General features: G+C 68.2%; 21 protein-coding genes. 12 read left to right on the top strand and 9 right to left on the bottom strand.

Features of this window, described 5'->3' with window-relative positions:
- Positions 1–38: 38 nt before the first annotated feature.
- The 5 genes from EV668_RS04415 (at position 39) to fahA (ending at position 3043) form a co-directional block, all read left to right on the top strand.
- Positions 39–662: a ParA family protein gene (locus EV668_RS04415; RefSeq protein ID WP_133768612.1), complete on the top strand. Its 624-nt coding sequence runs from the start codon at positions 39–41 to the stop codon at positions 660–662.
- Between the two features lie 85 nt (positions 663–747).
- Positions 748–993: a DUF3297 family protein gene (locus EV668_RS04410; protein ID WP_133768611.1), complete on the top strand. Its 246-nt coding sequence runs from the start codon at positions 748–750 to the stop codon at positions 991–993.
- Between the two features lie 65 nt (positions 994–1058).
- On the top strand, positions 1059–1406 hold the full coding sequence (locus tag EV668_RS04405) for an acyl-CoA thioesterase (protein WP_133769974.1): 348 nt from the start codon (positions 1059–1061) through the stop codon (positions 1404–1406).
- Positions 1403–1609: a DUF1902 domain-containing protein gene (locus tag EV668_RS24665; protein WP_166652335.1), complete on the top strand. Its 207-nt coding sequence runs from the start codon at positions 1403–1405 to the stop codon at positions 1607–1609. Before EV668_RS04405 ends, EV668_RS24665 begins: the two co-directional genes overlap by 4 nt.
- Before the next feature lie 123 nt (positions 1610–1732).
- The gene (fahA, locus tag EV668_RS04395; RefSeq protein WP_133768609.1) at positions 1733–3043 is read left to right on the top strand and encodes a fumarylacetoacetase; all 1311 of its coding nucleotides are present in this window, start codon (positions 1733–1735) and stop codon (positions 3041–3043) included.
- A 30-nt stretch (positions 3044–3073) separates the two neighbouring features.
- Here the strand turns inward: fahA and EV668_RS04390 are convergent, their stop codons facing one another.
- The 6 genes from EV668_RS04390 to EV668_RS04365 all read right to left on the bottom strand — a co-directional run bounded on the left by EV668_RS04390 (position 3074) and on the right by EV668_RS04365 (position 8473).
- A complete protein-coding gene (locus tag EV668_RS04390) occupies positions 3074–3802 on the bottom strand; it encodes an amino acid ABC transporter ATP-binding protein (RefSeq protein WP_133768608.1) in 729 nt (242 codons plus the stop codon).
- 15 nt (positions 3803–3817) lie between these two features.
- Positions 3818–4510, bottom strand: coding sequence for an amino acid ABC transporter permease (locus EV668_RS04385; RefSeq protein WP_133768607.1), 693 nt, complete (start codon positions 4508–4510; stop codon positions 3818–3820).
- 11 nt (positions 4511–4521) lie between these two features.
- Positions 4522–5256, bottom strand: a complete 735-nt coding sequence (locus EV668_RS04380) for an amino acid ABC transporter permease (RefSeq protein ID WP_133768606.1) — start codon at positions 5254–5256, stop codon at positions 4522–4524.
- A 106-nt stretch (positions 5257–5362) separates the two neighbouring features.
- Positions 5363–6265, bottom strand: coding sequence for an amino acid ABC transporter substrate-binding protein (locus EV668_RS04375; protein WP_133768605.1), 903 nt, complete (start codon positions 6263–6265; stop codon positions 5363–5365).
- Between the two features lie 161 nt (positions 6266–6426).
- Complete coding sequence (locus EV668_RS04370) at positions 6427–7182, bottom strand: alpha/beta hydrolase family protein (protein ID WP_245512838.1); 756 nt, start codon at positions 7180–7182, stop codon at positions 6427–6429.
- Between the two features lie 73 nt (positions 7183–7255).
- Positions 7256–8473, bottom strand: coding sequence for an MFS transporter (locus EV668_RS04365; RefSeq protein ID WP_166652334.1), 1218 nt, complete (start codon positions 8471–8473; stop codon positions 7256–7258).
- Positions 8474–8725: 252 nt separating this feature from the next.
- On the opposite strand from EV668_RS04365, the gene hisC reads away from it, so the two are divergent.
- The 3 genes from hisC to abc-f all read left to right on the top strand — a co-directional run bounded on the left by hisC (position 8726) and on the right by abc-f (position 12714).
- A complete protein-coding gene (gene hisC / locus EV668_RS04360) occupies positions 8726–9835 on the top strand; it encodes a histidinol-phosphate transaminase (protein WP_425359582.1) in 1110 nt (369 codons plus the stop codon).
- 171 nt (positions 9836–10006) lie between these two features.
- Positions 10007–11005, top strand: coding sequence for a prephenate/arogenate dehydrogenase family protein (locus EV668_RS04355; protein WP_133768603.1), 999 nt, complete (start codon positions 10007–10009; stop codon positions 11003–11005).
- Positions 11006–11091: 86 nt separating this feature from the next.
- Positions 11092–12714, top strand: coding sequence for a ribosomal protection-like ABC-F family protein (abc-f, locus tag EV668_RS04350; protein WP_133768602.1), 1623 nt, complete (start codon positions 11092–11094; stop codon positions 12712–12714).
- Between the two features lie 953 nt (positions 12715–13667).
- Here the strand turns inward: abc-f and EV668_RS04345 are convergent.
- The gene (locus EV668_RS04345) at positions 13668–15257 is read right to left on the bottom strand and encodes an ABC transporter substrate-binding protein (RefSeq protein WP_133768601.1); all 1590 of its coding nucleotides are present in this window, start codon (positions 15255–15257) and stop codon (positions 13668–13670) included.
- 478 nt (positions 15258–15735) lie between these two features.
- Between EV668_RS04345 and EV668_RS04340 the strand changes: the two genes are divergently transcribed.
- Positions 15736–18003 carry an anthranilate synthase component I gene (locus tag EV668_RS04340; protein ID WP_133768600.1) on the top strand — a complete coding sequence of 756 codons (2268 nt, stop codon included), beginning with the start codon at positions 15736–15738 and terminating at the stop codon, positions 18001–18003.
- Here the strand turns inward: EV668_RS04340 and EV668_RS04335 are convergent.
- Positions 17912–18937 carry a DUF2125 domain-containing protein gene (locus EV668_RS04335; protein WP_166652333.1) on the bottom strand — a complete coding sequence of 342 codons (1026 nt, stop codon included), beginning with the start codon at positions 18935–18937 and terminating at the stop codon, positions 17912–17914. The two genes, EV668_RS04340 and EV668_RS04335, sit on opposite strands and share 92 nt — an antisense overlap.
- Before the next feature lie 94 nt (positions 18938–19031).
- Here EV668_RS04335 and EV668_RS04330 point away from each other — a divergent pair, with 94 nt between their 5' ends.
- A complete protein-coding gene (locus tag EV668_RS04330) occupies positions 19032–19559 on the top strand; it encodes a gamma-glutamylcyclotransferase (protein WP_133768598.1) in 528 nt (175 codons plus the stop codon).
- Positions 19560–19563: 4 nt separating this feature from the next.
- Here the strand turns inward: EV668_RS04330 and EV668_RS04325 are convergent, their stop codons facing one another.
- Entirely contained in the window at positions 19564–20304 is a 741-nt protein-coding gene (locus EV668_RS04325; RefSeq protein WP_133768597.1) for a pyridoxamine 5'-phosphate oxidase family protein, read from the bottom strand.
- 72 nt (positions 20305–20376) lie between these two features.
- Here EV668_RS04325 and pdxR point away from each other — a divergent pair, with 72 nt between their 5' ends.
- Together pdxR and EV668_RS04315 are read left to right on the top strand one after the other, a co-directional pair.
- Positions 20377–21828, top strand: coding sequence for a MocR-like pyridoxine biosynthesis transcription factor PdxR (pdxR, locus tag EV668_RS04320; RefSeq protein ID WP_133768596.1), 1452 nt, complete (start codon positions 20377–20379; stop codon positions 21826–21828).
- A 77-nt stretch (positions 21829–21905) separates the two neighbouring features.
- Positions 21906–22223 (top strand): hypothetical protein, encoded by a 318-nt coding sequence (locus tag EV668_RS04315; protein ID WP_133768595.1) that lies wholly within the window; start codon positions 21906–21908, stop codon positions 22221–22223.
- Positions 22224–22228 lie beyond the last annotated feature (5 nt).

Below are 22228 nucleotides of genomic sequence, written 5' to 3'. Positions count from 1 at the left end.
TCGCATGGGCGTCATGATCGAACGCCCAGTAGAGCGCCATGACAACGATTCTGGTTGCGACCGTCAAAGGCGGCAGTGGCAAGACCACCATTTCCACCAACCTCGCGGCTGCCCTCGCGAGTTCCGGCGAATCCGTGCTGCTTGCGGATCTCGACCGGCAACGCTCCTCGACGGAATGGCTGGGGCGTCGCCCGGCCGACGCCGCGCCCATCCAGGGAGCCGAGTGGATGAAGGAACTCGGCCGCCCGCCCGCCGACGTCGCCTTCACCATCATCGATGCACCAGCCGCGCTGAAGACCAAGCAGATCGAGGACGTGGTCGCCATGGCCGATCACATCATCGTGCCGGTCGTCCCCTCCATCATCGACGAAGCCGCGACGCTGCGGTTCCTCGCCAAGCTCGACGACATCGGATCGGTCTCGAAGGGCCGCAAGGCGGTCGGCCTCGTCGGCAATCGCATGCGGGCCGGGACGCGATCCTCCGACCGCCTCGCCGAGTTCATGACCAAGACCGGCCATCGCCCCATCGCCCGGATCCGCGACGCCCAGGCCTATCTCGACGTCGTCGAGGCCGGCCTCGGCATCTTCGACAGGCCGGGGAGCCGCTACGCCACGCTGAAAGAGGATTGGTGGCCGCTGCTGGAATTCGCCCGATACGGCTGATGTCTGCCGCCTGATCGGGGCTGGAAGGGCCGCCAGCCATCTCCTATGACGATCTTGCGGCACGGACCGCCGCAACGAGATCGCGATGACCGATACCCCTCCCGACCGTCTCTCCGTCGACCCGTCGAGCCCGTATTTCGACGAGACCCTGCTAAGCCGCGGCGTCGGCGTGCGCTTCAAGGGCGCCGAGAAGACCAATGTCGAGGAATATTGCATTTCCGAAGGCTGGGTCCGGCTCACGGCGGGCAAGGCGAAGGACCGGAACGGCAATCCGATCACGCTGAAGCTGAAGGGACCGGTCGAGGTCTATTTCAAGGACGACGCGCCGTGAGCCCGCACGCCCGGACGCCCACCGCGGACCAGCCGAGCGGCAAGCTCACCATCCGCACGATCGCGATGCCCGCCGACACCAACGCCAACGGCGACATCTTCGGCGGCTGGGTCATGTCGCGCATGGACCAGGCCGGCGGCATCGCCGGGGTCGAGCGGGCCCAGGGCCGCGTCGTCACGGTCGCGGTCGACGCGATGACCTTCATCCAGCCGATGAAGGTCGGCGACGTGCTGTCCGTCTATACGCGCGTGATCCATGTCGGGCGCACCTCGATGAAGATCGCGATCGAGGCCTGGGCGACGCGCTTCCGCACCGACATCACCGAGAAGGTGACGGATGCGACCTTCACCTTCGTCGCGATCGACGAGGACGGCCGCCCGGTCCCCGTCCCGCCGCAGCCGGACGGCGCGTGAGCCACAAGAGCCCGCTCCGCGCCGAACGCGGCGAAGAGATCATCCGCATCGGCGACCACGCCGTGGTCGCCGCCTACGATCCTGACGGCGAGGTCTGGTTCGTCCGCACGAGCAGCGTTCCGGGCCTGCGCGCCGAAGCCCCGACCCTCGACGACCTCGTGGACGAGCTGCCGCACCTGATCCGCCAGGCGGAGCTGCCCTGAGGGGTATCGCTTCCTCTCGCAGCCGGTCCATCGCGAGGGCTGACTCCCCCATCTCCGGCGGACGCCGTAAACAGGGCGACGCGCTCTTCGGCACGTATCCGAAGCGCGACCGGAGAGGCCCCGATGCTCCCTCAACTCGATGCGACGCACGATCCGAGGCTGGCGAGTTGGGTCGCCTCGGCGAACGGGCATCCCGACTTCCCCATCCAGAACCTTCCCTTCGGGATCGTTTCGGCCGGAGGCGGCGCGAGGCGTGCCGCGGTCGCGATCGGAGAGAAGGCGCTCGATCTCGACGCCGCCCTCGCCGCCGGCCTCTTCACGGGCGACGAGGCCCGCGCCGTCGAGGCGATGGCGGGCGGAGCGCTGAACGGCTTCCTCGCGCTCGGCGCCGGCCCCCGCCGTGCGCTGCGCGCGCGCCTGTCGGAGATCCTGCGCGAGGGGGCGCCCGAGCGCGGCAAGGCCGAGCCGCTTCTCGTCGACCTCGAGTCATGCCGGCTGCATCTGCCCGCGCGGATCGGCGACTACACCGACTTCTATGTCGGCATCCATCACGCGACGAATGTCGGGCGGCAGTTCCGACCCGACAACCCGCTCCTGCCGAACTACAAATGGGTGCCGATCGGCTATCACGGCCGCGCCTCCTCGATCGTGCCGTCCGGCACGCCGATCCGGCGGCCCCGGGGCCAGATCAAGGGACCGGACTTCGCCGAGCCGGTCTTCACGGCGAGCCGTCGCCTCGATTACGAGCTCGAACTCGGCATCTGGATCGGACCCGGCAACGATCTCGGCGCGCCCATCCCCATCGGCGAGGCGGATGAGCACATCGCCGGCTACAGCCTCCTCAACGACTGGTCGGCCCGCGACATCCAGGCCTGGGAGTACCAGCCCCTCGGCCCGTTCCTCGCCAAGAGCTTCGCCTCGACCGTCTCGCCCTGGATCGTGACGCCCGAGGCGCTCGCCCCGTTCCGCGGACCGCAGCCCGCCCGGCCGGAGGGTGATCCGTCTCCGCTGCCCTATCTCGCCGACACGGCGGATCAGGCAGGCGGCGCGCTCGCCATCGCGCTCGAGGTGCACCTCCTCACGCCCGGCCTGAAGGAGAAAGGCCTCGCCCCGCAGCGGCTCTCGCGCTCGGATGCGCGGCATATGTATTGGACCGCAGCGCAGATCGTCGCGCATCATGCGAGCGGCGGCTGCAACCTCAATCCCGGCGATTTCCTCGGCACCGGCACCATCTCGGGGCCTGATGGGACCTCGACGGGCAGCCTGCTCGAGGCGAGCCTCGGCGGAAATCAGCCGATCCGGCTCGAAAGCGGCGAGGAGCGGAGTTTCCTGCAGGACGGCGACGAGGTCGTCCTCACCGCCCGCTGCGCCCGCGACGGCGCGGCCCCGATCGGCTTCGGCGAATGCCGGGGAGCGATCCTGCCGGCCTTGTAGGGCCGGGCGGTCGTCATCCTCGGCGCAAGCTCAATGCGTGAGGATCTTCGACAGGAATTGCTGCGCCCGCTCGCTGCGCGGCTTGCCGAAGAAGTCGTCCTTCGTCGCATCCTCGACGATCTCGCCGCGATCCATGAAGATGACGCGGTTCGCGACCTTGCGGGCGAAACCCATCTCGTGGGTGACGACCATCATGGTCATGCCTTCGCGGGCGAGTTCGACCATGACGTCGAGCACCTCGTTGACCATCTCCGGGTCGAGCGCGGAGGTCGGCTCGTCGAACAGCATCACGATCGGATCCATGCAGAGCGCGCGGGCAATGGCGACGCGCTGCTGCTGGCCGCCCGAGAGCTGGCCCGGGAACTTGTGCGCATGGGCTTCGAGGCCGACACGCTCCAGGAGCGCGGTCGCCTTCTTCATCGCGGTCTCGCGGTCGCGCCCGAGCACCTTCATCTGGCCGAGACAGAGGTTCTCGGTGATCTTGAGGTGCGGGAAGAGCTCGAAATGCTGGAACACCATGCCGACGCGCGACCGCAGCTTCGGCAGGTTGGTGGACTTGTCCTTGAGCGCTGTTCCGTCGACGCGGATATCGCCCTCCTGGAACTCCTCGAGCCCGTTGACCGTCTTGATGAGGGTCGACTTGCCCGATCCGGACGGGCCGCACACGACGACCACCTCGCCCTTGGTGACGCTGGTGGTGCAGTGCTTCAGGACGTTGAAGTCTCCGTACCATTTGGAGACGTTGTCGATCTCGATCACGGGCGCCTCGATCGGTTAGCGGATGATGGCGATCCTGGCCTGCAGTCGTTTGACCAGCCAGGACGCGAAGAAGGAGATGATGAAGTAGACGATGGCGGCGAAGATATACATCTCCACGAGCCGCCCATCGCGCTGCGCCACTTTCGAGGCCGCTCCAAGGAAATCAGGAAGCGAGACCACGTAGACGAGCGAAGTATCCTGGAACAGGATGATCGTCTGCGTCAGGATCACCGGCAGCATGTTGCGGAAAGCCTGAGGCAGGATGATGTACCACATCGACTGCCAGTAATTCATGCCGAGGGCAGCGGCCGCCGCCGGCTGGCCGCGCGGGATGGACTGGATCCCCGCCCGCATGATCTCGGAGAAGTACGCCGCCTCGAAGATCGTGAAGGTGATCAGGGCCGAGGCGAAGGCGCCCACCGGCACCGGGCTCGATGCGCCCGTCACCCATTGCAGGATGTAGGGCATGAGGAAGTAGAACCAGAAGATGACGAGGACGAGCGGCAGCGAGCGCAGGAAATTGACGTAGCCCGCGCCGGCGACCTGCAGCACGCGATAACTCGACAGCCGCGCCATCGCGATCAGCGTGCCGAGAATGACGCCGCCGATGGTCGACAGCGCCGTGAGCGTCAGCGTGAAGGTCAGCCCCTCCTTGATCAGGTAGGGCAGCGAGCGCTGGATGACGCCGAAATCGAAATCCGAGAACATCGGCGCGCCCCCTACTTCTTCAGCACGCCGAGGCCGGGCACGGCCACCCGGCTCTCGATCAGGCGCATCGCAAAGGTCACGGCGATGTTCAGCAGGAGATAGAGCACGGTCGCCGCCGTGAAGGCCTCGAAGACCTGGAAGGAATATTCCTGCATCGCCCGGGCCCGAGCCGTCAGTTCGAGGAGACCGATCGTCAGGGCGACCGAGGTGTTCTTGATGGTGTTCAGGAACTCGGAGGTCAGCGGCGGCAGGATGATGCGGTAGGCCTGCGGCAGGATCACGAAGCGGAAAGCCTGCGGGACGGTGAGCCCGATCGCGGTCGCGGCCATCATCTGGCCCCGCGGCAGGGCCTGGATGCCGGCCCGGAGCTGCTCGCCCACGCGCGAGCCCATATAGAGGCCGATGCCGAGGATCGCCGTGTAGAGCGGCGCATTCGGAAGCTGCTTGACCCACAGGCCCCAGGATCGCGGCAGGAGCTCCGGCATCACGAAGTACCAGAGGAAGAGCTGCACCAGGAGCGGGATGTTGCGGAAGATCTCGACATAGGCGGTCGCGAGCGGCGAGAACCAGCGCCCCGGCAGGGAGCGCGCCACGCCGAGGACCGAGCCGACCGCCAGGGCCAGGATCCATGCCCCCGCGGCGACCAGCATCGTCCACTGGAGACCGAGCCAGAGGGTATAGAGGTAGCTGCCGATCCCCTCCGGCGATTGCTCGAGGAGGATGCCCCAGTTCCAGTTATAGCTCACGCGTGGCCCCCACCTCGTCGCCATCGTGCGAGGAGGCTTCGCCTCCCCGCTTGAGTGCTGTGCGGCCTGCCACCCGGAGGGGCAGAGCCGCGTCGCGGATCGCGCCTCAGTAGACGGACGGGTCCGGGCTGTCGCTCGGCTTGGCGAACTGCTTCTCCATCGACTTGCCGAGCGCGACGTTGAGGTTGAGGCCGCGCGGCGGGATCGCCGACTGGAACCACTTCGTGTAGAGCGTCTTCATCTCCGGGCTCTTGTAGAGATCGGCCGTGGCCTGATCGACGACCTTCTTGAAGGCGTCGTCGCCCTTGCGCAGCATGATGCCGTAGGGCTCGGGCAGCGAGAAGGCGTCTTCCGGGATGACATAGGCGTCGGGCGTCTTCGAGCTCGCGACGAGGCTCGCCAGCAGGATGTCGTCCATCACGAAGGCGACCGCGCGGTCGGTCTCGACCATGAGGAAGGCCTCGGCGTGATCCTTCGCCGGCAGCACGGTGATGCCGAGCTTCTTCTGGTTGTTGACCTCGTTGACCTGCTTGATGTTGGTCGTGCCGGCCGTCGAGACGACCGTCTTGCCCTTCAGGCCCTCGATATTGGTGATGCCGGACGACTTCTTGGTGACGAAGCGGCTCGCCGTCAGGAAGTGCGTGTTGGTGAAGGCGACCTGCTTCTGGCGGTCGACGTTGTTGGTGGTCGAGCCGCATTCGAGATCGACGGTGCCGTTCGCGATCAGCGGGATGCGGGTGGCCGAGGTGACGGGGTTGTACTTCACCTCGAGCTTGTCGAGCTTCAGCTCCTTCTTCACCGCGTCGACGATCTTGAGGCAGATGTCCATCGCGTAGCCGACGGGCTTCTGGTTCTCGTCGAGATAGGAGAAGGGGATCGACGAATCACGATAGCCGAGCGTGATCGCGCCTGAATCCTTGATCTTCTTCAGCACGCCTTCCTGCGCGGAGGCGCCCGTCGCGGCCACCGCGCCGATCGCGATCGCAGCGACCAGGGTCCATGTCTTCATTCTGTCTCTCCTCTGGAGATTCTTCTGCGGCGCCGTTGCCGGCGACGTCCTGAACGGCTTATCGGCCCTGCGTGACCGCACATGACGGCCCATGCAAGAGCGAGGCCGCATCGTGCACATGATGCGGGCACTCTGGCAACTCCGGCAAAAGTCGAGCTGCCCTATCTCCGCTCCGCGCGGCGCGCACGCAGATGACGCACGAGGAAGGCCGTGCTGCGCCGGCTGGCATCCATCTGGGCGGCGCCTCTGAAGCCGTGGACCTGCCCGGGATAGATCTTGATCTCGTAGGGGGTGCCGGCGGCCTTCAGGTGCGCTTCGAGCGTCCGCGCGTGGATGATCGGCACGACCGGGTCGGCCTCCCCGTGCAGAATCAGCACCGGGGGCAGTTTCGGGCGCGGAGGCAGGAGACCGGCCGAGATCGGACCGTAGAAATCGACGATGGCCTTGATGCGGCGCTCGCCCTGGGCCGCGACGTGGAGCGCGAGCCCGGCCCCGAGGGAGATGCCGACGATGCCGAGGCGGTCGGGATCGATCCCCGGCCTCCCCGCGAGCCAGGTGAGAGCGTCGCGGACGGTCTCGGCCCAGGGCGGGATCGTCTCGCGCATCCGGTCGAGATCGCAGATCTTGTCGCCCGTCCGGTCGAAATAATGGACGAAGGCGACGCCGATCCCGGCCCTGGCGATGACCCGGGCCGCCGCCCGGTAGGCGGTCGCGAGCATCAGGCCTTCGGCGCCATGGAGCAGCAGGACGGCCGGCGCGCTCTCGCCTTCGGGCACGTCCTGCGGCGCGAACCATTCGACGCGGATCGGCCGGCCGCCGCTGCGGAAGCCGGTCTCGTCGGCCCGGGCACCGGACAAGCCCGCATTCAGGCCGCATGCGGCCGCGAGCCCGCCCAGCATCACGGTTCTGCGCGTCATCGGTCCCCTCGCGGCCGCACGGGTCGACCGTCGAACGAGATGGGAGCGATGGGGCCCGCAGTCAAACCCGCGCTCAGGCCTCGCCGTCGGACGGGGCGAGACGCCTGAGCCAGACCATGCTGGCGAGGCAGATCGCCGCCACCGCGAGCGAAGCCAGCGCGACCGACGGAGCGCCGACATGGTCGAGGAGAAGGGCGAAGCCGAGCGGAGCGGCCGCGAAGGCCATGTTCTGCGGCAGGCCGAGCTTGCCGGTGATCACCGCATAGGCCGCCGAGCCGAACAGCTTGATCGGCGCGACGGCCCGCACGACCGACATGAGCCCGGCCGAGACGCCGTAGCCGAACACGAACAGCATCGCGCCCCAACCGCCCTGCCCCCAGATCAGCAGCACGACCAGCGCCGCCGGCATGAGCAGGGTGGCGGCGAGCCCGACACGCAGGATCGGAAAGCGCGAACCGCCGAACATGTCGAAGGCGCGTGCGAGAACCTGGCCCGGCCCGATCAGCGCGCCGATCGCCACCGCCTCGGCCGCGCCATGGCCGTAGCCCTGGAGGAGGCCGATCATGTGGAGCGGAAGCCCGAAGCTGAGAATCCCCGCCGCCGAGAAGCAGGTCGCGGCGAGCGCGAAGGTCCCGCGGGCGACCACGGGAGCCTGGCGCGGTGCGACCGCATCGGACGGGACGAGCGGATGGTCGGCGAGGACCCTCCCCTTCGGCAGGCAGAAGAAGTGCAGCGATGCGCAGACGAGGCCATGGACCGTCGCGCAGACGAGAAGCGCGTCGCGCCAGCCGAACAGGCTTTCGAGCCAGAGCAGGGTCGGCCAGGCGATGGCCGGCGAAAACCCGATCAGGACGAGCAGCATCGCGATCGCACGGCGCGCCCGATCCGGGGCGATCTGGACGATGGCGGTCGAGGCGCCCTGGTTCAGCGCGAACGGCATCGCGAGGCCGAACAGGATCCAGGCGAGGCCGTAGAGCGCCAATCCGTCGGCGCGGCTCAGGACGATGAGGCCGCCCGCGATCAGGAGAGAGCCGATCGTCATCCAGCGCCGCGCGCCGTCGCGATCCATCAGACGGCCGGCCAGGGGAGCGATCAGAGCGGCGACGATCAGCATCAGCGTCACGCCGCCGAAGACGACCGCCTTCGAAAGGCCGATGCCGGCCGAAAGCTGGTTGTACAGCGCGGCGGGCACGTGGAAGCTCATGCCCCAGCCGGCAAGCTGCGTGAAAGTCAGGGCTGCCACCGCCAGCGGCAGGGCGCGCGGGCCTGCCGCCCTTCTGGGCGCTGCCATGGTCTCGAGGCTCTCCCTGCGGGCGGTCGGCTTGCCGCCTCGTCTCGCGGCTCGCATGACGGGCAGATGGGGTCAAGGCGACGGCCGGCAGCCCTGCAGCACCGGATTTCCCATGGGCAGAGCGGCCGTTTTGCGCTAGAGCGCCCGCGCCTTCGGCGGAATCCCCCGCCTTCCTGGCCTGGATGCCTCGCGCCTCGGCGCACCGGGTACAAGCGCCCGCGACGGTCCAGGAGCACGAGCCTTCGGTCCCCCATGACGACCCTGACCAGCCCCGCCGTTCCGACGCCGCGCGCCGGCATCCTCGACATCGCCGCCTATGTGCCGGGCCGCGACCATGCCGAGGGCGTCGAGCGGGTCTTCAAGCTGTCCTCGAACGAGACGCCGCTCGGGCCGAGCCCGAAGGCGATCGAGGCGGTCAAGGCGTCCGCCGCCTCGCTCGAAATCTATCCCGACGGCGGCGCGAGCCTGCTGCGCGAGGCGATCGGCAAGCGCTACGGCATCGACCCGGCCCGCATCATCTGCGGCACGGGCTCGGACGAGCTCCTCGCTCTCATCACCAACGCCTATATCGGTCCCGGCGACGAGGGCGTCTTCAGCCGCCACGGCTTTCTCGTCTACAAGATCAACATCCAGGGCGCAGGCGGCGTGCCGGTCGTCGCCGACGAGACGGACCTCACGGCCGACGTCGACAAGCTCCTCGCCAAGGTCACGCCGAAGACGAAGATCGTCTATCTCGCCAACCCCAACAACCCGACCGGCACCTACCTGCCCTTCGACGAGGTCAAGCGCCTGCACGCGGCGCTGCCCTCGAACGTCCTTCTCGTGCTCGACGCGGCCTATGCCGAATATGTCCGCGCGAACGACTACGCCTCGGGCCTCGAACTCGCGCTGACGGCGCCGAACGTCGTCATGACGCGCACCTTCTCGAAGGTGTACGGGCTCGCGGCGCTGCGTCTCGGCTGGATGGTCGGCCCCGCCGCCGTCATCGATGCGCTGAACCGCATCCGCGGTCCCTTCAACGTCAACGCTCCGGCCATCGCGGCAGGCGCGGCGGCCATCGCGGACGACGTCCACCTCGCCGCCGCCCTCGCCCATAACGACGAATGGCTGCCGAAGCTGACGCGGGAGATCGAGGCGGTCGGGCTCAAGGTCACGCCGAGCGTCGGCAACTTCATCCTGATCCACTTCCCCGAGACGGCCGGCCGGACGGCGCAGGACGCCGACGCGTTCCTGCTGAAGCGCGGCCTCGTCATGCGGGCGGTCAAGGCCTACGAGCTGCCGCATTGCCTGCGGATGACGATCGGCTCGGCCGAGGCCAACGAGCGCGTGATCGAGGCCCTGCGGGACTTCATGCGGGGGTAGACCCCGGCCCCTGATCCCTCGACGCGAAGCGTCGAGGCGGGGTGGGGACAACCCGGCCGCGGCGTCACCCCCACCCTGGTCGGCTGGCGCCGACTCGCCCTCCCCTGGAGGGGAGGGATCCGGCGGCGACAACGCTGGGCGCTTGAGCGGAGACGATGGTTGGATAGTGCCGTGACATCGACTGGCCCCCTCGGCCCCTCCCTCGCGGCCCCGCTCGTCGGACGCCTTGCGATCGTCGGGATCGGGCTGATCGGCTCCTCGATCATCCATGCCTGCAAGGCGCGCGGGATCGCGGGCACCATCGTCGCCATCGACCGCGATCCGGCGGTGCTGGAGCGCTGCGCCGCGCTCGGGCTCGGAGACGAGCGCACGGGCGACCTCGCGGGCGTCGCGGGGGCCGATCTCGTCGTGCTCTGCATCCCGGTCGGAGCCTTCGCCGCTGTCGCCGAGGCCATGGGGCCGCATCTGAAGCCGGGCGCGATCGTCTCCGATGTCGGCTCGGTCAAGGGCTCGATCATCGCGCAGACGCGCCCGCACCTGCCGGCCGGCACGCATCTCGTCCCGGCCCATCCCGTGGCCGGAACCGAGTATTCCGGCCCCGATGCCGGCTTCGCGACGCTGTTCCAGCGGCGCTGGTGCATCCTGACCCCGCCCGAGGGCACCGAGCCCGCCGCGACCGCGCTCGTCGAGGGGTTCTGGCAGGCGATGGGCGCGAATGTCGAGATCATGAGCGCGGAGCATCACGACCGCGTGCTTGCCATCACGAGCCACGTGCCGCACCTCATCGCCTACAACATCGTCGGCACGGCCGCCGACCTCGAGACCGTCACCGAATCCGAGGTGATCAAGTTCTCGGCCGGCGGCTTCCGCGACTTCACCCGCATCGCCGCCTCAGACCCGACCATGTGGCGGGACATCTTCCTCCACAACAAGGAAGCGGTGCTGGAGATGCTCGGGCGGCTGAACGAGGACGTCGCCATCCTCTCCCGTGCCATCCGCTGGGGCGACGGCGACACGCTCTTCGACCTCTTCACCCGCACCCGCGCCATCCGCCGCGGAATCATCAGCCAGGGCCAGGACGCTGCCGAGGCCGATTTCGGACGGCGGCATGCGGAAGGCGCCGAGGGCGCCGCCGGCAACCCGACCTCCGACAAGCCAGCCGGCGCCTGACAGCCGCATCCGCGGGCGCGCGTCATCAGGGCGTCTCGCCCTCCCCGTTCCATCGCGGCCCGCCGCGGCCCGAACCCGATGATCCCATGATCCGCCTCGACAGCATCTCCAAGCAGAACGGCCACCAGATCCTCTTCATCGAGGCCTCCGCCGCCCTCTTCAAGGGCGAGAAGGTGGGGCTCGTCGGGCCGAACGGGGCCGGAAAATCGACCCTCTTCCGCATGATCGCGGGCGAGGACGTCCCCGACGAGGGGCAGGTCTCGACCGATCGCGGCATCACGATCGGGTATTTCGACCAGAATGTCGGCGAGATGGCCGGGCGCAGCGCCGTCGCCGAGGTGATGGACGGCGCGGGTCCCGTCAGCGAGGTCGCGGCCGAACTCGCCGAGCTCGAAGGCGCCCTCGCCGATCCCGACCGGGCCGACGAGATGGAGGCGCTGATCGAGCGCTTCGGCGAGGTCCAGGGCCGGTTCGAGGAACTCGGCGGCTATGCGCTGGAGGGCCGGGCGCGGGAGGTGCTGTCCGGCCTCTCCTTCTCGCCCGCCATGATGGACGGGGATGTCGGCGCGCTCTCCGGCGGCTGGAAGATGCGCGTCGCGCTCGCCCGCATCCTCCTCATGCGGCCCGACGTGATGCTGCTCGACGAGCCCTCGAACCATCTCGATCTCGAAAGCCTGATCTGGCTCGAGGATTTCCTCAAGGGCTACGACGGCGCGCTGATGATGACCTCGCACGACCGCGAGTTCATGAACCGCATCGTGACGAAGATCGTCGAGATCGATGCCGGCACCCTCACCACCTATGGCGGCGATTACGGCTTCTACGAGGACCAGCGCGCCCTCGCGGAGAAGCAGATGCAGGCGCAATACGAGCGCCAGCAGGCGATGCTGGCCAAGGAGATCAAGTTCATCGAGCGCTTCAAGGCCCGCGCCTCGCATGCCTCCCAGGTGCAGAGCCGCGTCAAGAAGCTCGAGAAGATCGAGCGCGTCGAGCCGCCTCGCCGGCGCCAGACGATCGAGTTCGACTTCCCGCCCGCCCCGCGCTCGGGCGACGAGGTGGTGACGCTCCGCAGCGTCGCCAAGGCCTATGGCGACCGGGTCATCTATGACGGGCTCGACCTGCGCATCGCGCGGCGCGAGCGCTGGTGCGTGATGGGCGTGAACGGCGCCGGCAAGTCGACCCTGCTGCGCCTCGTCACCGGCTCGGCCGCGCCCGATTCAGGCAAGGTGACGCTCGGCGGAAGCGTCAAGCTCGGCTATTTCGCCCAGCACGCGATGGAGCTGCTCGATGCCGAGCTCAGCGTCTTCGAGACGCTGGACAATACCTTCCCGCAGGCCGGCCAGGGCTCGCTCCGCGCGCTCGCCGGCGCCTTCGGCTTCTCGGGCGACGACGTCGAGAAGCCGGTGCGGGTGCTCTCGGGCGGCGAGAAGGCGCGGCTCGTCATGGCGCTGATGCTCTACGATCCGCCGAACTTCCTCGTCCTCGACGAGCCGACGAACCACCTCGACATGGCGACGAAGCAGATGCTCATCCGCGCGCTCGCCTCCTACGAGGGCACGATGCTGTTCGTCTCCCACGACAGGCACTTCCTCGCCGCCCTCTCGAACCGAGTCCTCGAACTGACCCCCGAGGGCGTCCGCCATTACGGCGGCGGCTACACCGAATACGTCGCCAGCACCGGCCAGGAGGCGCCGGGCTTGCGGAGCTGAGGCGGAACGGGGCGTTTTGGCGACCGGGCTCCCAAGCCGACGTCCGCCCGTCAAAAAAGGGCCATTTGGCGGGCGGCCTCAGTTAATCTGACCACCTCACCTTCACGCCCCTGAGGTGCCGCGTATCACTGGAGAATTGCAGCTCTGCTGACATTCTCTTCGACGCGACGAAGCCAAAGATAGCTGATTCAAGCGCCCGCGCCACTCGAATAGAGTCCGCCGGCCGAGGTACAGTGAGGTTGTAGCCGGTTGGATAACGGAAATCGTGATCCCGATTCATCTCATCATAGTGCTTAACAAACTGACCCAAATTGATTATTTTCGGGAGATTTCTTTCTTGACAACCCTTGAGTATTTTCTCGAGATTATGCCCAAAGCAATTACGTATTGATTTTTTACTTACTTCGTTCGCGGCAAGAAATGACTTTAACAGAAGTTCTAAGGAGTGCGAAAAAAGATATGATCCGGCATAATAATGCTTCAATGTCACTCCATCTGTGAGCGCGTCGAATGCGTCAAGATACTCCTTGCCTCGGAGGAACAGCTCACCTGCAAACAGGCCAAGGGGCTGTGGCATTTCATGAATGACAGTCCGATTCATCGCGCTTCGCCGAATAGACACCTTACAGTCAAATTAGCTCGCCATGTGAAAGTTGGCCATCAGAACGTTCATTGATCTGCCATTGTCGGATGGGACCATCGCTCGCGACAGCGCCTACCTGCAATTCCGTTGGTGCAGCCAGCGACTAGCTTCTTCCCTCACCCGGCTCGGGCTGCCGCTCGAGTCCGCCCTCTCCCACGGGAGAGGGTTCGATGTGGCGCTGTCCTTGCGAGGAGGCGGAGCCGACGAAGCAATCCAGGGCTCGCCTGCGCGCCGGTGGGCCGGGTTGCTTCGCTGCGCTCGCAATGACGGCCGTTTGCGCGACGGCAGCTCCCGGACGCCGGCGGCTCGCTCAGTCGAGACCGATCGTCGTGAGGTCCTGGAACCAGTGCTGGGCCTGGATGAAGGACTTCACCTTCGGCGACAGGGCGTGCGGGTTGGTGTCGTGCACGACCCAGACGAGCACCGCGTCGTCCACGACCTGGGCATGCGCCTTGGCGAGGAGTTCGTCCTGCTTCGCGACGTCGAAGCTGCGCTTGGCCTCGTCGATCCAGGCATCGACCTTCTCGTTCTTGTAGTAGCCCCAGTTCACGCCGACCGGGTTGATCTGGCCGGAATGGAAGAAGCGCACGATCGCATAGAGCGGGTCCGAGGTGACGTAGGCGACGTTGTTCGCGGTCACGCCCGTCAGGGCCGGGTTCTTCGCGCCCTGGCGCCAGTAATTGTACAGGGTCTCGAGCTCGACGATACGGAAGTCGACCTCGATCCCGATATCCCGCAGGTTCTGCTGGATCGCCTCGTTCATCGGAATGGATTGCATCTGCCCCGTGCCGCCTTGCGCGATGGCGAATGTGGTCTTGAGCGGCTTGGCGGGGGAGTAGCCGGCCTCGGCGACGAGCCTCTTCGCTTCGTCGAGGTCGAACCTCAGCTCGAACGACGGCTTGCCGAACCACGGGCTCGCCGAGTCGACCTGCCCCTTGGCCGGCTGCGCGAGGCCGTTGAGGAGGTGGTCCGCGATCCCCTGGCGGTCGATGGCGAGATTGAGGGCCTTGCGAAGCCGGATGTCGGTCCAGGGCGAGCCCTCGATCGTCGACAGATGGTAGTTCCAGACATGCGGCGTGACGTTCTGGACGATCCGCATCCCGCGCTCCTTGAGCCGCGGCAGGGTATCGGGCGCGGGCGCCTCGATGAGGTCGACCTGGCCGGCGAGGAGCGCATTCGAGCGCTGCAATGCTTCCGGAAGGGGCACCAGGAGCAGTTTATCGACCTTGGCGAGGCGAGATTTGTCCCAGTATTCGGCGTTCTTCGTCAGTTCTGCGAGTTCGCGAGGCACGAGGCGCGTCAGCCGGAACGGCCCGGTGCCGGAAGGCTGGTACGCGAACTTGTCCCAATCGCGCCCGACCTTCTCGTACTGGGTCGGGCTCGAGACCAGGAACCAGAGCATCTGGTACGGGAAGAAGGAATCGACCTCCTTCGTCGTGATCTCGACGGTCATCGCGTCGAGCTTGGCGTAGCTCTTCACGGAGGGCAGGCGCGGGCGCACCTGCGCCGCCTGCCTCTTGTCGAAATGAGGCGCGTCGTCCTTGAGCACCTTGTCGAGGTTCCAGATCACGGCATCCGCATCGAAGGCGGAGCCGTCGTGGAACTTGACCCCGGGACGCAGCGTGAAGCGCCAACGTGTCTTGTCGGCCTCGTCCACCACCCATGAGGTCGCGAGGCCGGGCACCAGCTTGCCGGGCCGGTCGGCCACGTTCATCTCCCATGCGACCAGCGGATCGTAGATCGTGTATCCGGTGAACTGGTAGGCGCCCGCCCCGCGGTCGGGCTGGCCTGCGGTTAGCGGGATGTCGGCGAGAGAGATCCCGTATCGGATGACGCTCTCGGCCTGGGCGGTGCCGACGGAGATGGCGAGAGCGGCGGCAAGGAAGATCGAACGGCGCATGGAGCCTCCGGTGATATCGGGCTCGGCCGTAGCAATGCTCGTGCCTGAACCGCGGCCGCGTCGTCGTTGCGAGGAGGAGAAGCAGCGCCGCCGAAACACCGGACAGGCTGGATTGCTTCGCTGCGCTCGCAAAGACGGGAGGGCGGACGCCGGAACGCCGCCGCTCGATCTGCCGAGCGCCTCTGGAGAGCGAAAGCGCCAATCCGTCTTTGCGAGCGCAGCGAAGCAATCTAGGAGCCGCACCGACGCGTCGTGCCGCTCGCCATGAGGGCGAAGGGCCGACCCGATTGACGGCGGCGCGCGTCCCTGCCATCTGTCCTGACATGCGCAACGAGCTGACTCTCGCATCGAGGTGGTGGCGCCCCGTCTAGGGGCGTGCCGGATATTGCAACCCGGCTGCCCCTCGTGGAGGCGGTCGAGGTCCTATGCGCAGACAGCCCGGACCGCCTCCTGAGCGCAGCACGTTCACGAGGCTTCCATGGCTCCTCTTCCCGATCCCCAGCACCATCGCTACCGCACGACCGGCGGCGTCGAGATCGCCGTCACGGCGACGGCGCTCCCCTACGGCCATACCTGCGAGGCGCTGACCCGCCGGCTCGATACGCGGCGCGGCGTCCTGTTCTCCTCGGGCATGGAGGCACCGGGCCGCTACACCCGCTGGGACATGGGCTTTTCCGACCCGCCGCTCGTCTTCACGGCGACCGAAAGGCGCTTTTCGATCGAGGCCCTGAACGCGCGCGGCGCGGTGCTGGTCCCGGCCGTCGCAGAGGCACTCTCGCGCCATCTGGACATCACGGGGCTCGAGTCGACAGCGCTGGCCGTCTCCGGCGAGGTCGTCCCCTCGCCCGGCGGCTTCAGCGAGGAGGAGCGGAGCCGGCAGCCCTCGATCTTCTCTGTGGTGCGGGCCTTGCGCGAACTCTTCGGCAGCCGCGAGGACGACCAGCTCGGCCTCTACGGCGCCTTCGCCTACGATCTCGCCTTCCAGTTCGAGCCGGTCGAACGCCGCATCCCGCGGCCCGCCGACGCCCGCGAACTCGTGCTGTACCTGCCCGACGAGCTTCTGATCGTCGACCATGCCCGCCGCACCGCCGAACGGCGCACCTACGTTTTCGCCGTGGGCGGGGCCTCGACGGAGGGCCTGCCGCGCGATAATCCCGAGGCGCCCTATGTCGTCGGCGCGCCGATCGCGGCCGATTGCGACCACGGGCCGGGTGAATATGCCGCCACTGTGCGGCACGCGAAGGAATCCTTCGAGCGCGGCGACCTGTTCGAGGTCGTGCCCGGCCAGGTCTTCCGCGCCTCCTGCCCCGACCAGCCCTCCGAGGTCTTCGAGCGGCTGACGGCGGCGAACCCGGCGCCCTATGGCTGCCTGATCAATCTCGGCGAGGGCGAGTTCCTCGTCGGCGCCTCGCCTGAGATGTATGTGCGGGTGCGCGGCTCGCGGGTCGAGACCTGCCCGATCTCCGGCACCATCGCCCGCGGCCGCGACGCCTTCGAGGATGCGGACCAGATCCGCACCCTTCTCGCCTCTGCCAAGGACGAGGCTGAGCTGACGATGTGCACCGACGTCGACCGGAACGACAAGGCGCGCATCTGCGAGCCGGGCTCGGTGAAGGTGCTGGCGCGAAGGCAGATCGAGACCTATTCGCGCCTGTTCCACACGGTCGACCATGTCGAAGGGCTGCTGCGTCCCGAGATGGACGCGCTCGACGCCTTCCTCACCCATGCCTGGGCCGTCACCGTCACCGGGGCGCCGAAATCCTGGGCGATGGATTTCATCGAGCGGAACGAGCGCTCCTCGCGCCGCTGGTATGCGGGCGCGATCGGGCGCCTGACCTTCGACGGCAATCTCGATACCGGCATCACCATCCGCACGGCGCGCCTCAAGGACGGCGTCGCGGAGGTGCGGGCCGGCGCGACCCTGCTGCACGATTCCGATCCCGAGGCCGAGAACCAGGAATGCGCGCTGAAGGCCTCGGCTCTTCTCGCCAGCATCACCGGCCGCGCCCATGCGAGGCCCGGCCACGGCGCCATCGACGTCCGCCACGCGGGCGAGGGACGGCGCGTGCTGCTCATCGATTTCGAGGACAGCTTCGTCCACAACCTCGCCGATTACCTGCGCCAGACGGGCGCGCAGGTGCATACCTTCCGCCACACCGACGCGATCCCGGCGCTGGACCGGATGCGGCCCGATCTCGTCGTGCTGTCGCCCGGCCCGGGCTGCCCGGCCGATTTCGACATCAGCCGAGTCGTCTCGGCCGTGCGCGAACGGAACCTGCCGATCTTCGGCGTCTGCCTCGGGCTCCAGGGCCTCGTCGAGCATTTCGGCGGTGCCCTCGACCAGCTCGCCGTGCCGGTCCACGGCAAGGCCTCCGAGATCACGCTCGATCCGGACTCGCGCATCTTCGGGGGCCTGCCGGAGCGGCTTCTCGTCGGGCGCTACCACTCGCTCCACGCGCGGGACGGCACCGTGCCGAAGGACATCCGCGTCGTGGCGCGCACCGATGACGGCGTCGTCATGGCGATCGAGCACGAGAGCCTGCCGATCGCCGCCGTCCAGTTCCACCCCGAATCGATCCTCTCGGCGCGGGGCGACGGCGGCATGCTGCTCCTGGCGCGGGTGGTCGAGAGGCTCCTCGCGGGCCGGGCCCCGCTCAATAGAGCGGAGGAACCCGGAGGCCGGGGATCGGAAGCGGACCCAGCATCACCCGCCCGCCCGAAAGCCGGACCTGTGGCAGCCGCCTGAGCCGGCCATCCGCCTTCTCCTCCGGCGGCCTGCCGCCGCCGAGGATGGCGCCGAGAAGGCTGCCGCCACCGCCGGCGAGCTGCCCCAGGAGGCCGCCGAGCCCGGCGGCCTGGAGGTCGAGCACGCCCTCCGGCCGATGCTCGGCATCGATGCCGAAGAGGCCGACGCCCTCGATCCGTTGGCGGCCCTTGACCACGACGAGCTTGCTCAGCGTGGCGCGGCCGCCCGCCGCCCGCCAGCGCTCGAGCTCGGCGAGGAGCGGGCGAGCCGGCAGATCGTCGGTCTGCGTGATCGAGAGCTGGACCTCGGTGTCGACCGGCTCGGCGCCGCCGAGGATCTCGTTGAGGCCCGGAATGACGGCAGCCTTCGACGTCCAGGCGAGGTCCATCGTCGTCCGCTCGCCCGGATGGGGCCGCAGATGGCCCTCGAAGCGCTTCGAGGAGAGATCGACGCTCGCCCTGCCCGGCTGGCTGACGGAAACCGCAGGCTCGTCGGCGACGATGGACAGGAGGTCGAAGCCGCCCGGCGCCGTCAGGACGCTGGCCTGGAGGAGTTTCCAGCCGCCCTCGACCCGGTTCGGCCCCGCCGTGAGGTTCAGCGGCCCTTTCGCCTCGGCGATCACGTGGCGCGGCCGGTAGACCTGCGCGACGACGAGGAGCGGGCCGATCGAGGCGCGGACATCGGGGCGCTCGACCGTGAAATCGGCGCATCGGATCTCGATCCGGAAGGGATAGCCTGTGATGCTGCGATCGGCGCAGGTCCAGCGTCGCCCCGCCGTCGCCTCCTTGCCGATCCATTCGTCGAGACCGCTCTTCACGCGCTCCCGCACGAAGAACCAGCCCCCGCTCCAGGCGACGACCAGCAGGCCGAGAAGCACCACCGGGAGATAAAGGCCCCAGCGGCGGCGGGACGGTGTCGAGGCATCTGCCGGCACGGCATGTTCCTGTTGAGTTCGGTCGCGCAAGCTGGTAGCGCCGCGGCCCCGAGATGGCGAGGCCGGGTTCGGCCTGCCGCACAAGGCGAACGCGATGACCGCAGAGTGCGGCGATCTTTGGGTCTTCGGCTACGGATCGCTGATGTGGCGGCCGGGCTTCGACCATGTCGAGCAGCATCGCGCGAGCCTGCACGGCTATCACCGCTCGCTCTGCATCTTCTCGCATGTCCATCGCGGCACGCCCGAGGCGCCGGGCCTCGTCCTCGGTCTCGACCGCGGCGGGCGCTGCCGCGGCCTCGCCTTCCGCGTCGAGGCCGGGCACCGCGAGGCGACGCTCGCCTATCTGCGCGAGCGCGAGCAGGCCACGGCCGTGTATCTGGAGCGGCTGGTCCGCATCCGCCTCGACGACGGCCGCGACGTGCGCGCCGTCACCTATGTGGCCGACCGCCGCCACGCCCAATATGCGGGGCGGCTGCCCTTCGAAGACCTCATCCGCCTCGTCCACCAGGGCGTCGGCATGTCCGGCGCCAATCCGGACTATGTGCGCTCGACCCATGCACGGCTGATCGAGCTCGGCGTCAGCGACCCGATCCTCGCCGGGATCGCGGAAAAGCTGAGCTGAGGCGTCAGAAGGCGAGCGGCTCGGTGCCCTCGTATCGCGCCTGCGTCTCGAGCAGCGCTTCGTCGAGGCGCCGGCCTGCCCGATAGGCGGCGATGCCCTCCGGCGCTGCCATGTCGGGCAGCAGGCGCGGGCAAGGCTCCTCCTCGCCGATGACGGTCCGGACGGGGATGACGCCGGCCCAGACCGGATGGTCATAATCCTCCTCGTCGTCGGCGACGCCCTTCGCGCGCACCTTCGCCGAGGCGTCGTCGATCCGCATGCCGATCACCGTGGTCGCCTTCGTCTCCTGCGCCGAGATCGCGCGCAGGTCCTTCGAACGACCCGGATAGTAGCGGTCGATCAGAGCGTCGACAGCGGCGGCCTTCTCCGCCGGATCGTCGACGAGTCGAGCGGTGCCGAAGCACATGGCGGCCCGGTAACTGGCCGAATGATTGAAGCCGGATCGCGCCAGGACGAGCCCGTCGAGATGCGACACCGTCAGGCAGGCAGGCGTCCCCGCCTTCAGATGGCGGAGCATGCGGCTGGCCGATGAGCCGTGCCAGTACAGCATGTCCCCGTCCCGCCAATGGATCGTCGGCGTGCAATAGGGCTGGCCCTCGATCGTATAGGCGACATGGCACAGGAAGCCGGCATCGACGATCGCATAGACGTCGCGCCGGTCGTAGCGACCGCGCTCGTGCATCCGCTTGACGCGATTGCGCGCCGTGACCGGGAAACTGTCGGAACCGACGACGCCGTCTGACATCGCATAGCCTTTCGGAAAGTGACGAGCTGAGGATCGGCGACTACATTGGCTTGGAATAGGTCCAATCAGCCGATGAAATCGAAGACCAATCCAGCCGATTGGTCGGCCCTGATCCCCGTCCTTCCACAGAGCGGCCCGCGCGCGGCGGCTCTCTACGAAGCGGTCCGACGGCTGATCGAGGCCGGAACGCTGCCGCCGGGTGCCAAGTTGCCGACGACGCGCGATCTCGCCGCGCGCCTCGGCCTCTCGCGCGCGGCCGCCGTCGCGGCCTTCGAGATGCTGATCGCCGACGGCTTCGCCGAAGCGCGGATCGGAGCCGGCACGTTCGTGGCCGGAGCGGTCCCGCATCTGACCCCGCGCCCGCGCAAGACGGGGTCCTCACCCAGCGCCGATCCGCCGCCGCCCGGCACGCTCGGGATCGCGACGGCCGACACGCGCACGCTCAGGACCTTCCGCCTCCTCCTCTCCCGCCACCTAGCGAGGCCTGCGCCCGACCTCTTCGGCTACGGCGATCCTCGCGGCGGCGTGGGGCTTCGCGAAGCCGTCGCCTCCTATCTGCGATCGGCGCGGGGCGTGCGCTGCGACGCGGACGAAATCCTGATCACGACGGGCACCCAGCACGGGCTCGACCTCGTCATCCGGACCGCCCTCGCCCCGGGAGACCCGGTCTGGGTCGAGGATCCCGGCTACCCGATGGCGCGCGCCGCCTTCGAGGGCGCCGGAATGCGGCTGGTCGGCGTGCCGGTGGACAAGGAGGGGCTCGACGCGGCCCTGGGCGAAGCGGCGATGCCGGACGCCCGAGCCGTCTACGTCACGCCCTCGCACCAGTTCCCGCTCGGCGTGACGATGACGATGCGGCGTCGCCTCGCCCTGATCGACTGGGCGAGGCGGCACGGCTCGTGGATCATGGAGGACGATTACGACAGCGAGTTCCGCTACGCCGGCTCGCCCCTGACCTCGCTCCAGGGCATCGACGGCTCCGGACGCGTCATTTACCTCGGCACCTTCTCCAAGGTGCTGTTTCCGGGCATCCGGCTCGGCTACGCGGTCCTGCCCGAAGCCTTGATCGAACCCGTCCTCCGGCTGCGCGCGAGATCGGACCGCCAGCCGCCGGCCTTCGCCGAAGCCGCGCTCGCCGACCTCGTCCGCGAGGGGCATTTCGCCGCCCATCTGCGGCGCGCGCGGCGTCTCGCCGAAAGCGCCCGCGACGCGCTGGTCGACGGCCTGTCGAGATCGCCCCACCTGTCTGTCACCCCTCCCGATCAGGGCCTGCACCTGATCGCCGGGCTCGCGGACGGACGATCCGACACGGCTCTCGTCGCGCGAGCCGCCGCCTGCGGGCTCGGCAGCAGGGCGCTGTCCGCCATGCATCTGTCCCCGCCACCGCAGCGCGGGCTGGTCATCGGTTTCTCGGGCTATCCGCCGGAGGTTCTGCGGGACGCAGCCCTCCGCTTCGTCCGCGATCTCGATCGGCATCCGCCGGAGCCCGCAGAGGAGATCCGAAAAAAATTGCGAACCGCGTGAACCTCCCACGCATCCTGCGCGACCCACGTGCAAGGACGGCGAACTCCTCGCCGCCGACCAGCTTCGAGGATCAGACGATGACCCGCTTCAAGAAGACCGCTGTCGCTGCCATCGGTGCTCTCGCCGTCGCGACCACCATGGCCGTCTCGACCGGAAGTGCCGAGGCGCGAGGCTTCCGGCACGGTGGCGGCTGGGTCGCCGCGGGCGTGCTGGGCGGCGCGCTGGTCGGTGGCATGATCGCCTCCTCCCGGCCGGCCTACGGCTATCGGCCCTACGGCTATTACCCCGCCTACCGGCCCGTCTATTACCGGCCGGCCTATTACGGACCGCGCTGCTACACGGTGCGCCGGGTGAACTATTACGGCGACCTCGTCTATCGCCGCGTCTGCCGCTGACGAGA

Source organism: Enterovirga rhinocerotis (assembly GCF_004363955.1).
Taxonomy (GTDB): Bacteria; Pseudomonadota; Alphaproteobacteria; order Rhizobiales; family Beijerinckiaceae; genus Enterovirga; species Enterovirga rhinocerotis.
This window is presented reverse-complemented; position numbering and strand designations above follow the sequence as displayed.